Below are 14,889 nucleotides of genomic sequence, written 5' to 3'. Positions count from 1 at the left end.
AATTAACAAATCATTTATGGACCGATCACAGGAGGGGAACGTCAGTGCACAAGGGAGAACCGACAGCGCGCGAAATTGCTGAGGGCAAATTGTATGAAACGATGGGGCTTTCCGAAGAAGAGTACGCGAAAGTTTGCCACGCGTTAGGCCGCGAGCCGAATTATGTCGAAACGGGCATTTTCAGTGTCATGTGGTCGGAACATTGCAGTTACAAAAATTCCAAGCGGGTGTTACGGCTTTTTCCTACAACGGGAGCACGCGTGTTGCAAGGGCCGGGAGAAGGGGCTGGCATCGTCGACATCGGCGACGGACAGGCCGTCGTCTTCAAAATTGAAAGTCACAATCACCCGTCCGCTGTGGCGCCGTTCGACGGCGCGGCGACGGGTGTCGGCGGTATTGTGCGCGACGTGTTTTCCATGGGGGCACGGCCGGTCGCCCTGTTGAACTCGCTACGCTTCGGACCGCTGTCTGACGAACGGGTTCGGGAGTTGTTAACCGAGGCGATTAAGGGGATGGCCGCATACGGCAGGGGCATCGACGTGTCGACAGTCGGCGGCGAAGTCCTATTTGACGAGGCATACCGCGGGAATCCGCTCGTCAACGCGATGTGCGTCGGTGTGCTCGAGCATAAGCACATCCAGCAAGGTGTCGCTGCTGGCGTCGGCAACCCGGTCATTTATTTAGGGCCAAGTACCGGGCGCGACGGCATTCACGGGGCGACGTTTGCTTCAGAAGAGCTGGCGGACGATACAGATGCGGAACAGCCGGTCGTGCCGAAAGGTGACCCGTTCATGGAGAAGCGGGTCATGGAAGCGTGTTTGGAACTGATCGCCCAAGGCATCGTCGAGGGCATTCAAGACATGGGTGCAGCTGGATTGACGAGTTCGAGTGCGGAAATGGCGGCAAAGGCAGGGAACGGCATTGAGTTGGACCTCGACCAAGTACCGCAGCGGGAAAATGACATGAGCGCGTATGAACTGATGTTGTCCGAGTCGCAAGAGCGGATGCTCATCGTTGTGGCGGCAGGCCGGGAAGACGACGTTCGCGCCGTCGCCGACAAGTGGGGCGTACCGATGGCCGTCGTCGGCCGCGTGACGGATGACGAGTGTCTGCGCTTACGTCACCGCGGAAAAGAAGTGTGTGACGTCCCGGTACGGGCGTTAGTTGACGAGGCGCCGGAGTATACCCGTGCGGCGCGCGAACCGGATGACTATGCGCAAAACGGTGTACGCGAAGCGGGTGCGACGTTGCAGACGGACGACGTTGGTGCGGCGTTGCGGCAGGTACTACAGTCGCCGAACGCAGCGAGTAAGCGCGTGGTGTACGAGCAATTTGTAGCGTCAGTAGCAGGGGCTTCACCAGTGGAAAACAGCTGTGGATGTGCGGATACGGATGTCGCGTACAGAGGCAACGGCGCTGAAGTCTGCGATCAAGCACCAACCGACAGCGTACATGCTGATGTCGTTGTCGGACCAGGTGCGAATGCGGGCGTTGTACAGATTACTGGCACGAAAAAAGCGCTGGCGATGACGACGGATGGCAACGGGCGCTACGTGTACCTCGATCCGTACACAGGGGGAGCGATTGCCGTCGCCGAGGCGGCGCGCAACGTCGTCTGTTCCGGGGCGGAACCACTCGCCGTAACCGACAACTTGAACTACGGCAATCCGGAGAAACCAGACATTTATTGGCAACTTGAGCAAAGTGTCCGCGGCATTAGTGACGCGTGTCGCAGCTTAGAAACGCCTGTCGTCAGCGGCAACGTCAGCCTATACAACGAGACGGGCGGCAAAGCGATTTACCCCACGCCAGTCATCGGCATGGTCGGGTTGATCGACGACGTGGCACATACGACGACACACGCCTTTAAGCAAGCGGGAGACGTGCTCGTCTTGCTCGGCGAAACGTACGCGGAGCTCGGCGGCAGTGTGTGGCAACACGTGCGGGAAGGAGAGCCGTCTGGGCGACCGCCTAGGCTCGACTTGGCGCGGGAGCGAGCTGTGCAGCAGGCTACCTTAGCGATGATTCGCGCTGGACACGTGCAAGCGGCGCACGATTTATCGGAAGGCGGACTCGCCGTTGCCCTCTGCGAGGCGTGTTTCGCGGGTGGTTACGGTGCCGACGTCATATTGCAAACGGAACTGTCGGCGACGGACGTCCTGTTCAGTGAAAGTCAGTCGCGCGTGTTGCTCGCGGTGAACGAGGCACAGTTAGACGACGTGCAGAAGATCGCGAAGGTGCACGGTGCGTCGTGTGCGGTGATCGGTAAGGTGACAGTGGCGGGGACTCCGCTACAAATAGCCGTTAACGACAACGTCGTCGTACGTGAAGACGTCAGCGAGTTGAAACATGTGTGGGAGGGAACGCTAGCATGTCAGTTGAGCCGATCATCGACGAACTAAACGAAGAGTGCGGTGTGTTTGGCGTGTTCGGGCACGAAGACGCGGTGCAGCTGACATACTATGGCTTACACGCGCTGCAGCACCGCGGCCAAGAAAGTTGTGGGATCGTCAGTTCAGACGGGCATCGCTTTACGGCTCATCGCGACACGGGGTTAGTGACGGAAGTGTTTGACGCCGAAGCCCTGCAAAAGCTATCAGGTCACATGGCGATTGGGCACGTGCGCTATTCGACGCGCGACGAACGGTCGCCGGCGAACGTGCAGCCACTGTTGTTTAACTACCATGACGGTGAGTTGGCGCTTGCAATGAACGGCAGCCTCGTCAATGCGTCGCAAATTAAACATCAGTTGGAGCGGATGGGTTCAATTTTTCAGACGACGAGTGACACCGAAGTGATTGCCCACTTGATTGCTCGTTCCGGCTACAGCGAGCTGAAGCAAGTGGTGAAGGAATCGCTGCGCATGGTAAAAGGGGCGTACGCCTTTTTGATCATGACGAAAGATTGCCTCATCGCCGCTCTCGACCCGCACGGCATTCGTCCGCTGTCGATCGGCAAGTTAGGCGACAGTTACGTGTTCGCCTCCGAGACGTGTGCGTTTGATGCCATCGGGGCCGAGTACGTGCGGGAAGTGGCGCCAGGGGAACTGCTCGTCTTAGACGGCGACGGCATGCACGTCGACCGTCTCACCGGACAGACGCGGCGCGCTGTTTGCACGTTTGAGTACATTTACTTTGCGCGTCCTGACAGCGACATCGATGGGCAAAACGTGCACAGCGTGCGCAAGCGGCTCGGCAAACAGTTGTTCGTGGAAGCGCCAGTCGAAGCGGACGTCGTTTCTGGAGTCCCCGATTCGAGCATATCCGCTGCGATCGGTTATGCGGAAGCCGCTGGATACCCTTATGAATTAGGGTTAATTAAAAACCGCTACATCGCGCGGACATTCATTCAGCCGAGCCAACAGTTGCGCGAGCAAGGCGTAAAAATGAAGCTCAGTGCGGTGCGCCGCGTCGTGGAAGGACAACGGGTCGTCTTAATTGACGACTCGATCGTCCGCGGGACGACGATTAAGCGCATCGTCAAGCTACTCAGGCAAGTTGGCGCAACGGAAGTACACGTCCGCATCAGTTCGCCGCCGGTAAAAAACCCGTGTTTTTACGGCATCGACACGGCAGACCGCAACGGATTAATTGCGGCGAACCACTCGCCGCAAAACATCCGCCAATTGATCGGTGCAGACAGCTTGGCGTTCCTCTCGCTGAACGGGTTGCTGGAGGCAGTCGGACGACCGGCGGATGAGGTGAACCGCGGGCACTGTCTCGCGTGTTTCGACGGGGTGTATCCGACAGAAATATACGAAGATCTTTCGTCGTAAAGACGCTCAGTCCATTAAGAGGTTTCCTCCTTTATATTGGGGAGCGATAAATAGCAATCCCGTCATGTACAGATAGGAGATAGCGGAGGGAAAAGCGGACGCCGAGATTCAAGAAAAATTTTGTGGGGAGAGACGGCATAGTGAGTGCAACGGAAAATAGCGGAGCCGGTCAGAACAGTGTTAACAAAGCGTATGCCTGCGCGGGCGTCAATCTCGAAGCGGGGTACGAAACAGTCGCGCGGATTAAGCAGCACGTGGCGCGCACGGCGCGGCCGGAAGTGCTGAGCGGTTTAGGGGCGTTCGGCGGTTTATTCGCCCTTCCCGCCGGTTACCGCGAACCGGTACTCGTCGCCGGGACAGACGGGGTAGGGACAAAATTGAAGCTTGCCTTTGCCCTCGATCGACATGACACGATTGGGGTCGACTGTGTGGCGATGTGCGTGAACGACGTCGCCGTGCAAGGTGCGGAACCGCTGTTTTTCCTCGACTATTTGGCGACGGGAGAGCTTCAGCCGGAACAGGCAGAGGCAGTCGTCAAAGGGATCGCCGACGGCTGTGCACAGGCCGGGTGTGCCTTGATCGGCGGGGAGACCGCCGAAATGCCGGGAATGTACGCGCGCGGCGAGTACGATGTGGCCGGATTTTGCGTCGGCATTGCCGAGCGGGAACACCTCGTCACCGGGGTGCGCATCCAGGCTGGGGACGCTTTGATCGGACTCGCCTCTTCGGGGCTGCATAGCAACGGGTTTTCTCTCGTGCGGCGGCTGCTCGTCGACCCTGACTCAACGCTGCTGAAGAGGCCTGTGGCGGATGTTGTCGCCGCAATCGGTGGGATCGCGCCGCATGAAAAGATGTCGCCGGCAGCTGACGGGAAAACGCTCGGAGAAGAATTGCTCACCCCGACACGCATTTACGTGCGCACAGTACTGACCCTTTTGCGGGAACACACGCTAAACGGTATGAGCCACATTACCGGTGGCGGCTTTTTTGAAAATGTGCCCCGCATGCTACCCGACGGGTTAGCGGCCGAGATCACATGGGGCACGTGGCCCGTACCGACAATTTTTGACGTCGTGCGCCGCGCGGGCAAATTATCGCCGGAGGAGATGGCGCAAACGTTCAACTGTGGCATCGGCTTCGTGCTGGCCGTTCCGGAGCAGGAGGCCGACGCCGTCATCGAAAGGGCTAATGCCTTAGGGGAACAGGCTTACCGCATCGGTGCGGTCGTACCTCAAGAGTTATCGGAGAAAGACGGAGGGAACAAAGCCGGTGGAGAGGAAAAGGCTGCAGGAGATGTAACTGTCGGTGTAGACGTTACTGTCGGTGCAGACGGTGCAACAAGTGGAGACGCTACTGTCGAAGTAGGCGATACAGCCAATCCCACACGCGTAACGCTTAAGGGGGATTGGTCGTGACCATCGCAGTATTCGCCTCGGGGAGCGGTTCTAATTTTGCGCGACTCGTTGAAGTGAGCCAGCAGGAAGGGTGGCGCGTCCCCGTATCGGTCCTCATTTGTGACCGTCCTGGCGCGACAGTGCTCGAACGGGCAGAGCGACTCGGCGTACCCCAGCATGCGTTTGCCCCGCGCACGTTTTCCGACAAAGCGGCGTATGAGGCGGCCGTGCGAGACGTCCTTCGACGTTACGACGTTTCGTGGCTCGTGCTCGCCGGCTACATGCGCCTAATCGGACCGACATTGCTAGATAAATTCGCCGGGCGGATTGTCAACATCCACCCCTCGCTGCTACCTTCTTTTCCGGGAAAAGACGCAATCGGACAAGCGCTGCAGCACGGGGTGAAAGTGACGGGCGTGACGGTGCACTACGTCGACGCGGGGATGGACACCGGCCCGATCATCGCCCAGCGGGCAGTGTCAGTGGCGGAAACGGACAGCCGTGAGACACTAACGGCAAAAATTCAGGCGGTCGAACACGAATTGTATCCGGAAGTCATACGCCGCTTAATTGAGGAAACACAGTAGCGTGTAACTAAAAAAGCGTCAGTAAGCGGTAGTAATCAGCGACAGCTGTCGCAAAAACGAAGCGAATGAATCGATAGTGTTATCCAATAGCGAAGGAAAGAGGCGTAAACTGATGAAAAAACGGGCGCTTGTTAGCGTGTCAGACAAAACGGGAATCGTCGAACTCGTGCGCGAGCTGACGGCGTTAGGCTGGGAGGTCGTCTCGACGGGAGGAACGTACCGCACACTTGAAGAAGCCGGTCTCCCGGTCGTCGGTATTTCCGACGTGACCGGCTTCCCGGAAATATTGGACGGCCGCGTCAAAACGTTACACCCGCACATCCATAGTGGCATTTTAGCGCGGCGGGACCTTACGCAGCACAGCGATCAGTTGGCCGAGCTGAACATCACACCGATCGACCTCGTCGTCGTCAACTTATATCCGTTTCAAGAGACGGTGGCCAAAGAAGGTGTCGCGTGGGATGAGGCGATTGAAAACATCGACATCGGCGGACCGAGCATGTTGCGTGCAGCGGCAAAAAACTGTGCGGCCGTCACCGTCGTCGTCGATCCGGCCGACTATGCAGCACTCGTGGGGCAATTGCGGGCACACGGTGAGACGTCCCCCACTTGGCGGCGGCGGCTCGCGGCTAAAGTGTTCCGCCACACCGCTTTTTACGACAGTGTGATCGCTGCCTACTTTACGCAGGAAACCGAATCGGCCCCAGATACAACTTCCGAAGCGGCTGTGGCAGAGAAAGCAGCAGTAACAAAGGAAGTGTCTACAACAGCGAAAAAAGCGATCACAGCAGCTACTGCTTCTGATGGTACCTATCCGGAACGGTTGACGCTCCCCTTTGAACGCGTGCAGACGCTGCGTTACGGGGAAAACCCGCACCAATCGGCCGCTTTTTACCGCGAACCGAACACCATTATCGGTTTGCCCGCCAGTGAGCAGTTGAACGGAAAAGAACTGTCGTACAACAACATTAACGACGCCAACGCGGCGTGGGAAATGGTCAGCGAGTTTTCCGCACCAGCCGTCGTCGCGGTGAAACATATGAATCCGTGTGGCGTCGGCCTCGGCGCAACGGTTCGCGAGGCGTATGAGAAGGCGTATGCAGCTGATCCGACGTCGATCTTCGGGGGAATCGTCGCGACGAACCGCCCCGTCGACGAAGCGACCGCGCGGCGCATGCACGACATTTTTCTCGAAATCGTCCTTGCTCCCGACTTTACCTCGGAGGCACTCGCTATTTTACAAACGAAGAAAAACTTGCGCCTCCTGCGAATGCACACGGCGGGAGTAGCCAGAGCGACGTATAAGATGCAATCGGTGCAAGGCGGTTTACTTGTGCAGCAAGCCGACGTGCACAAGTTGGATCAAGACGCGTGCCGCATCGCCACGAAACGCGAACCGTCGGCTGCGGAATGGGAACAATTGCTCTTCGCTTGGCGCGTCGTCAAACACGTGAAGTCGAACGCGATTGTGCTTGCGAAGGACAATCAGACGATCGGCGTCGGAGCGGGACAGATGAACCGCGTCGGCGCGGCAAAGATTGCTCTCGAACAGGCGGGGGAAAAAGCGCGCGGCGCTGTACTCGCCTCCGATGCGTTCTTTCCGATGCCAGACACGATGGAAGCCGCTGCTGCGGCAGGCATTACGGCCGTCATTCAACCGGGCGGCTCGAAGCGGGATCAAGATTCGATCGACGTGTGCGACGCACACGGGATGACGATGGTCATGACGGGAGTCCGTCACTTCAAACATTAATTTTTTCCAAAGGAGAGAGGCAAAAACGATGCGCGTACTCGTTGTCGGCAGTGGTGGGCGGGAACACGCCCTCTGTTGGAAGTTGCAGCAAAGTAAAGGCGTAGAGACTGTTTTTTGTGCCCCGGGAAACGGAGGGATCGCCGCGGTGGCGACGTGTGTCGATATTCAGGCAAACGATTTTGCCCGATTGGCGGCGTTCGCCGTCGCCGAACGTATCGACTATACTGTCGTCGGGCCAGAGCAACCGCTGTTTGACGGGATTGTCGACTATTTTACCGAACGGGGTTTGCCGATTTTCGGACCGAACCGGCGTGCAGCCAAAATCGAAGGCAGTAAAGCGTACGCCAAACAGTTAATGGCGACATACGGCGTGCCGACAGCGGATTACCGCACGTTCTCCGATTACGAAGAAGCGCGCCGTTACGTGCGGCGCGTCGGCGCACCGATCGTCATTAAGGCGGACGGTTTAGCCGCGGGCAAAGGCGTGACCGTCGCCGAGACGTTAGATGAAGCAGAGCAGGCACTTGAGCGCATCATGTGTGACCGCGTGTTTGGTACGGCGGGAGACGAAGTCGTCGTGGAGCAATGTTTGCGCGGGGAAGAGTTGTCCCTGATGGCATTCGTTGCTGGCCGCACCGTTGTGCCGATGGTCGAAGCGCAAGATCATAAAGCGGTATACGACGGTGATACCGGGCCAAATACGGGTGGCATGGGCGCTTATTCACCTGTGCCCCACTTCGATGCGGAGCTTATACAGCAGGCGGTCACACAAGTGTTGCAACCGATGGCCGAGGCGATGGAAGCGGAAGGGCTCGACTTTCGCGGTGTGCTGTACGCAGGTCTCATGCACACAGCCGAAGGGCTGAAAGTGATCGAATTCAACGTGCGCTTCGGCGATCCGGAGACACAAGTCGTGTTGCCGCGGCTGAACGGCGATTTATTGCCTGTGTTACGAGCGACGAGTAACGGGACACTCGATCAGGTCGCGTTGGAGTGGGATTCGCGGGCTGCGCTTTGTGTCGTCCTCACTTCCGGCGGTTATCCCGGCGACTTCGAAAAAGGGCATCCGATCGACGGCCTGCCGTCGTTAGGCGATGTGCCACACGACGATAATGCTACGCGCAATGGTGGTCCACACGACGATGAGCCACACGACGATAGCGTGCAGTGCAATGACGGCATGTACGACGATAGAGCCGCGCGTAACGATGACCTGCACGACGATTGTGTGCCGCGCGACAGGGACGAGGCAGTGCCTGATGTGTACGCGTTTCATGCGGGCACGAAAATCGACGAAGCGGGACAGCTCGTCACGAACGGCGGGCGCGTGTTAGGTGTAACGGCTTTGGGCGTTTCCTTACAAGACGCCCAGCAGCGTGCATACGATGCCGTGCAGGGCATTCATTTTACGGACCGACACTACCGCCAGGATATTGGGGAGAAAGCGATGAAAGCAGTGGCTTTTATTTACAATGATTGATTATTTATAAAACATTATGATTTAATTGACCCAAGCAAGATCAAACCCTAATTTATGTGTAAAAATAACCTCAGCTAGAATGAGCGCCGATGACGGCTTGACATGGAGCTTCTACGGGCATGATTTCTTGCGCTTGGGCGGATGTGAAATGACATACCGCACGGCGAACCAGCCGATCATGCCCGCCCCGCCATGTAAAGCCTGCACGATGTGAGTGACTTTGGTGGCGAACTCTTTTGTCCTTCGCCACTCAAAGTACGCGGTCCAAGATACCCCCTACCGCTCTCCCACTGCTTATCTTTTTCCATGAACAACGCGCCGATTAAGCGTACGATCGATTGACGATTCGGTAAAGTACTAATGACCCGTTCACGACGAATTTCCTCGTGGAGCCTTTCGACGCTGTTAGTTGTACGCAGCCGCTTGCAGTATTTTTCCGGAAAAACGGGAGATTCATGTACATACAGCTATTCGAGAGGTGACTTTGTTCAGCAGTAGCCCTTTTTGTGACACTTTTTTGTTAGAAATAAAACAAAGGTATTGCCAGTAATAGGACAATAGTGTAAATTAGAATCGTACGTGAATAATGGTCAATTTATCAATTAATATGCTTCCGATTTTCTCTTCTTTGCACGCGCTCGAGCAATTTATTGCCGAAGACTCGCCGTACGTCGCGCTTCCTGCCTGTGATCTGTTGCAACTAGTTTGCACCAGAGCAAATGACCTCAGAAGCCCTTGGGAAATCACCAGATGAGCCGCCAAAAAGTGATCGTGTGTGAGATTCATCCCCGGAATCGAAATAGATTCTCCGCCGATGCCGAAAGGGATCATGTATCCGAAGGGTTTTTTTAGGAAGGATAATATATGTGGAAGGACTTACCGCTAAAAATACAAGAAATTGAGGCCAAGTACGGAAATGGAATTCAGAGCCCAGCAGACGCGAATGCCATTAGGCAAATGGTGCATAAGGTTAGAGAGGAATTAGATTGTTCTAAACTGCCCGCTGGATACCTGGAATTTCTTAAGGTTACTAATGGATTGGATTTCAACGGGCTAGTTATTTATGAGGTTGATAAATTCTTAATCGGTGAAATAATTAATGATCAAATTTGCGGGTTTGTAGATACAAATAAGATATAGTATGACAATGAGTGGCAAAAAAGGTTCCTTTTCTTTGGGGACTCTGATGTTGCGTGGTATTGTTTGGATAGAATAAAGGGGGTTTATTTGGAACTTGATAAGCCTTCAGGAACACCCATGAGTACATACGAAGACTTTGACGCTATGCTCGAAGATGCACTAAAATCACGACTTATTTAATACGACTCCTTGAATTATTAAACCATTAATATGTAAACGCCCACCGCAAGAGGATTCTGAATTCCAGTCTCTTTAAGCCACAACTAGTCACAGAGAAACTACCGCAAATATTTGTTCCCGAGGTCGATGACCTTATAAAAAATGGCTCTTCGCTCTTTCTCATGGGTAAACCATGGGAGCCTTTTCGCGCTTAAAAGGTTCTCATAGACGAAAGCAGCCGTCAAGAAAAGCGCTTGACTCCTGCTTTCGTCTATGAGATGGGGCAGCTAAGCGGAAAGGCTAGTTATGCTTGCCTCGACGCGCAAGCCCGAATGTACAACTTGTTTGCAGTCATGTACACCATATGAATGAGATTTTGGGGATTACGGTAACCACGTGCCCTTCGCTTTGCCGCCTGTATAAGGCTATTGAGACCTTCTAAAAGACCGTTAGTCATACGTGTTGTAAACCAGCGCAAAATACCCTCCTTATGTTTCTTTATCGTCTTTGAGACACGTATAAATGGGGGTAATTGCGAGCGTGTTGCCCAGCCTAACCATTCATCTAAGAAAATGTCGGCAAAGAGTTGGTTAACCTGCCATAAATCCTGTAAAGCCAGTTTCATTCGATACGCCCGCCCCGTTTTAAGGTTACCATCTTTTAATCGCTCGAGTGTTTTCTTTTGATCGTTGGTTAACATATCTTCGTTCTTAAGCCAAATATATTTGGTTTTATGTAACTCCGGCGTCTGTTTTTGCTCTTCCTTTCGGACGTCGTCGACTGCCTCGTTAACCATTTTCATCACATGAAACTTGTCGAATGTGATCTGGGCGTGCGGAAAGGCGTCCTGAATCCCCCTAATAAAAGCGGGGGACATGTCACAGCACATTTCAGCGATTTGATCTGCATCTACCCCGTTGCTGGATAAGTGCTCTCGAAAGCGATGGATCGTCTCCGAGCCCTTTCCTTCGACAGCAAATAGAACCAGTTTACGATCCGCATCCACAAACAAGGTGATGTACTGGTGACCTTTACGAGAGGACGTTTCGTCTATCGCGACACGCTTTACATTAGACAGGTCAAGTTCCTCCATGGCTCTTTCCACGTAATGGCGAAAAATGCGCCATAACCGCGTGTCATGTTCACGTAGTTCACGAGAGGCAGCCTTCACTGGCATTTCCGACATTAGGCGCATCGCGTAGGATTCGAAATGCCAGGTAAAATGGGATGAGGGTCGAGACCAGCTGACGTGTACAGTGATGACCTTATGACATTGACGACAGGTTACACGAGGGACACGGGCATGGACATACGTTTTCCACTCCCAAAAATCTAAGTGCCGCCATGATTTTGAAGAAACATCGTATGCTTTGGAGGGGGTTCCACACGTTGGACATGGAAATTCGGCACCACGAGGGAAATCGAGATACAGGTTCCATTGTTCCTGTTCTTCGTCGTACGCCATGACTGTTAATTCCCAAGGTTTTTCGATTAAGAGCGCCGACTGCAATAGCTTAATTAACGTGGTATTCTCTGATGTGATCCACATAGTAACCATACCGCCTTTTCTATCTTTTTTAGCAGTATGGACAACTTTGGAATCAGCAATACCCATCAGCTTTAGCGAGGAAGCCTTTATTTTTTAAGCGGGTTCCTTAACAGTATACATCTTTCGGAAGACACACCAGGTGAATCATGGATTGACTGGTCTCTGGATAATGAAATGAAAAAGAAAAAAAACATGACGAATGGCTTGAATCAATGTTAGGCCTCCCGCCATATGATTATCAATGGGGTCGCATTGTATCGGTATTTGATAGAAAAGGTGGTGAAAGTATTATTGTCATTAGATACATTTAGCTAGTATTTTCGGCTCATCGCCAATTCCCGTGAATTTGCGTGACTAATAGTTACCATCCATCCGGAACTAAAGGTGTTCGATAAATTATTCGATCCTTACGGAAGGATAAAATGATGTCCGACGGAAGAAAGATTAAGGAGATTTATAGTATGCCTCCCGCAGCAAAAAATCCAAAGTACGCCCTGGAAAAGTGGTACAGTACCTTTATAGAAAAAACAGTTGATGACATCGATGTTAATGACGTCTATAGGATGATAGGCCAAAACGTGTTAATTGACTTGGGGGTAGAAAAAGCCATACAGTTTCTCAAAGAAGATCCTTTAGCGGGGGAACTTTATGACGGGCAATTTTTGGAGTTATTATACGAGCTAGATCGCTCGGTGTATGCGGATAAAGTGGAAACGTTGACAGAGTTAACAACTAGTATTATGGATAATTTAGATGATCTCGGGTGGATTGGTGAAGAGGACGCGAAAGAGTACACAGATCTGTTGGAGAAATTTATAAAGAAACTAGGTCAAAATTAATATAATGACCGATAAACTAGCAGTAAAATATGAAAGGCTGGATTTTTAATGAATTTATTCACAGACTTAAGCAGCAAATTTAGTGTTGATGCTAAACAACCTCCTTGTACGGGGAAGGAAATTGCGGACTTGAAGAAATTTTCCTCAATAGTTGTCCCTACGGACTATTTTGATATTGTTCGTCAAGCTACAGAGGTGGAAATTAATGTTGATAATAAAAAGTATATACGTATCTGGGGACCGTTAGGATGTATTGAAATGAATAAGGCGTACAATATCCAAGAATTCATTCCGGAATCTTTAGCGATCGGCGATGATGAAGGCGGAGGCGTATTGATGTATCTAAATGGATCAAGAGGATTCGGCCTCTATATAACGGATTTTGGTAATTTAGATGTTGATGATGCTGTAATGATTGCCCCGAACCTACATGCCTTTTTGTTGAAAACATAGGGGTAGATCGTTTCTTAGATTAACGGTATCGAACCTTACGAAGAAGCCGTGACCCGTATCCAGCAGTTCGTCTACGACCATCAACCCCGACATTCATCACCGAAATTAACAAGATCCATCCGATCAATCGGACGAGAGCGTCGGAAGGTGTCGGCGAATGCGGCGAAGATGGTTTGGAGGTGAAAATGGTTGATGGCGAGGGAGAGGGGTGATTTGCAGGATGAACAGTGATCAAATGTTAAAAGAACTTTATGATAAGCGATTAATGAAGAATGAAGATGAGATACGGGAATTTGAAGAGACTCTAGCGATGATTATTGCCAACGAAGATGTATCTATCATTCCGAGCTTGTGCAAAGTTTTGGATGATGATACAGAATGCTCCGAGGTTATGTTTGGGTTAATCCATTCGATTGAGGATTTATACAAGAATGATATAGAAAGGGGGCTAGCGTTAGTTGCTAAATCTGTTCCCTCGAGCATAAGTTACTCCAAAGAATGGATGGAAATATTGCACTATAGAATTCTTAACCACGCTCGAGTAAGATCTGTCTATAGGAAAGTGTTAACAAATGTTGATCCATTAACGGCAGATGTAATAAAGGGTTTTTTGGTTGAAATAAAGAAGGAGGATCCCGATATATTTAGTGATGCCGTGGATGAAGTGTTAAAGGGGATGAAGTGTTAAAGGAAAATAATTAGAGCCGTTTACTGGTTAGCGCCTAAATACCCACTAACATATGTTGACACGACAATAGAACGTCTGCCCATGTTTCGGCGTAAGATGGTACCAAAGGGGGGCAACGCGTGAACCGTTACATCAACCCGCACAACTGGTATTTATCGACACCTCCAACGCCTTTTGCGACTCTCGATTCGCGCTTAGTGTTTCCACGACAAGCCTTTAACCAAACTTTCTACCCGCACAACAGTTGGTTCTACCGACGCGATCAGTGGCTACAGCGGTACCGGAGTTGGCTGCAACAAGTTCCGCCGATGCAAGGGGGCACGGAGCGAAGTGGCGGGCGTCCACCTTATCCACGCATCATTGATTGGCATGCGCGCTATCCGCAAGACGTCATTTTAAAAGGACCAGAGAAAAAAGAAGTCGCGCTAACGTTCGACGATGGTCCCGATGGCGAATACACGCCGCGCATATTAACCGTGCTGAGCAACTACGGTGTGAAAGCGACATTTATGGTTATCGGGACGCGTATTCAAGAGCAGCCGAGTGTGTTTCAGCGGATGTTAAGGGAAGGACATGTCGTCGGCAACCATACGTGGAACCATTTGAATTTGGCACGGGAAAATAGAGAAACGATTCGTAGCGAATTAACGCGGACGAGCGATGAAATGCAGCGAGTCGGCGGAGTGCGGCCGCTGTTGTTCCGCCCGCCGTACGGGGCGTTGAATGAAGAGGTTATCAGCGTTGCGCGCGAATTACAGTACAAGATCATATTATGGAATGTCGACAGTTTGGACTGGACGGGAATTCCGACCGCCCAAGTGACGACGAACGTTCTAGCGCACGCTAGCCTCGGATCGATCGTCCTCATGCACTCGGCTGGAGGACCGGGGGAAGACTTGAGCAATACGGTGGAGGCGTTGCCGCGGATCATTAACTCGCTCCGAGGTGAAGGCTACGCGTTTAAAACGATCCCCCAGTTGTTGAATATAAGTGCTTACCGCACGTAGCGGGGGAGTTTTCTACTTAAGGAATCGAGATAAAACGCCCGTGACATATATATAAAACGTTCTCC

11 protein-coding genes and 2 pseudogenes are annotated in these 14,889 nt (G+C 52.6%); 11 read left to right on the top strand and 2 right to left on the bottom strand.

From position 1 onward, the window contains the following. The first annotated feature begins 44 nt into the window (after nt 1-44). The 6 genes from purL (at nt 45) to purD (ending at nt 8,989) form a co-directional block, all read left to right on the top strand. Nucleotides 45-2,402, top strand: coding sequence for a phosphoribosylformylglycinamidine synthase subunit PurL (purL, locus tag BN1247_RS13505; RefSeq protein WP_054950860.1), 2,358 nt, complete (start codon nt 45-47; stop codon nt 2,400-2,402). Next, on the top strand, nt 2,372-3,775 hold the full coding sequence (gene purF, locus BN1247_RS13500) for an amidophosphoribosyltransferase (protein ID WP_054950859.1): 1,404 nt from the start codon (nt 2,372-2,374) through the stop codon (nt 3,773-3,775). The genes purL and purF overlap by 31 nt, the downstream gene beginning before the upstream one ends. Nucleotides 3,776-3,915: 140 nt before the next feature. Then, nucleotides 3,916-5,190: a phosphoribosylformylglycinamidine cyclo-ligase gene (purM, locus tag BN1247_RS13495; protein WP_074011177.1), complete on the top strand. Its 1,275-nt coding sequence runs from the start codon at nt 3,916-3,918 to the stop codon at nt 5,188-5,190. Then, complete coding sequence (gene purN, locus BN1247_RS13490) at nt 5,181-5,756, top strand: phosphoribosylglycinamide formyltransferase (protein ID WP_054950858.1); 576 nt, start codon at nt 5,181-5,183, stop codon at nt 5,754-5,756. Before purM ends, purN begins: the two co-directional genes overlap by 10 nt. Nucleotides 5,757-5,865: 109 nt before the next feature. Further along, nucleotides 5,866-7,509, top strand: coding sequence for a bifunctional phosphoribosylaminoimidazolecarboxamide formyltransferase/IMP cyclohydrolase (gene purH / locus BN1247_RS13485; protein WP_407938289.1), 1,644 nt, complete (start codon nt 5,866-5,868; stop codon nt 7,507-7,509). A 28-nt stretch (nt 7,510-7,537) separates the two neighbouring features. Beyond that, complete coding sequence (gene purD / locus BN1247_RS13480) at nt 7,538-8,989, top strand: phosphoribosylamine--glycine ligase (RefSeq protein ID WP_054950856.1); 1,452 nt, start codon at nt 7,538-7,540, stop codon at nt 8,987-8,989. A gap of 266 nt (nt 8,990-9,255) precedes the next feature. On the opposite strand, the pseudogene BN1247_RS18260 reads toward purD, so the two are convergent. Next, nucleotides 9,256-9,435 (bottom strand): annotated as a pseudogene (locus BN1247_RS18260) (transposase); the annotation flags it as partial. A 418-nt stretch (nt 9,436-9,853) separates the two neighbouring features. Between BN1247_RS18260 and BN1247_RS13475 the strand changes: the two are divergent. Continuing rightward, a pseudogene (locus BN1247_RS13475) lies at nt 9,854-10,309 on the top strand (YrhA family protein). Nucleotides 10,310-10,592: 283 nt separating this feature from the next. Here the strand turns inward: BN1247_RS13475 and BN1247_RS13470 are convergent. Continuing rightward, on the bottom strand, nt 10,593-11,903 hold the full coding sequence (locus BN1247_RS13470; RefSeq protein WP_231633131.1) for an ISL3 family transposase: 1,311 nt from the start codon (nt 11,901-11,903) through the stop codon (nt 10,593-10,595). A gap of 395 nt (nt 11,904-12,298) precedes the next feature. On the opposite strand from BN1247_RS13470, the gene BN1247_RS13465 reads away from it, so the two are divergent. The 4 genes from BN1247_RS13465 (at nt 12,299) to BN1247_RS13450 (ending at nt 14,824) form a co-directional block, all read left to right on the top strand. Then, the gene (locus BN1247_RS13465; protein WP_054950855.1) at nt 12,299-12,676 is read left to right on the top strand and encodes a contact-dependent growth inhibition system immunity protein; all 378 of its coding nucleotides are present in this window, start codon (nt 12,299-12,301) and stop codon (nt 12,674-12,676) included. A 48-nt stretch (nt 12,677-12,724) separates the two neighbouring features. Beyond that, nucleotides 12,725-13,129, top strand: coding sequence for an SMI1/KNR4 family protein (locus tag BN1247_RS13460; protein ID WP_147675259.1), 405 nt, complete (start codon nt 12,725-12,727; stop codon nt 13,127-13,129). A 220-nt stretch (nt 13,130-13,349) separates the two neighbouring features. Next, nucleotides 13,350-13,817, top strand: coding sequence for an Imm30 family immunity protein (locus BN1247_RS13455; RefSeq protein WP_054950854.1), 468 nt, complete (start codon nt 13,350-13,352; stop codon nt 13,815-13,817). 119 nt (nt 13,818-13,936) lie between these two features. Then, nucleotides 13,937-14,824, top strand: coding sequence for a polysaccharide deacetylase family protein (locus BN1247_RS13450; protein WP_231633291.1), 888 nt, complete (start codon nt 13,937-13,939; stop codon nt 14,822-14,824). The last annotated feature ends 65 nt before the right edge of the window (nt 14,825-14,889 follow it).

Source organism: Numidum massiliense (assembly GCF_001375555.1).
GTDB classification, from domain to species: domain Bacteria; phylum Bacillota; class Bacilli; order Thermoactinomycetales; family Novibacillaceae; genus Numidum; species Numidum massiliense.
The sequence above is the reverse complement of the archived record's forward strand: the minus strand, read 5'-3'. Positions and strand labels throughout refer to the sequence as shown.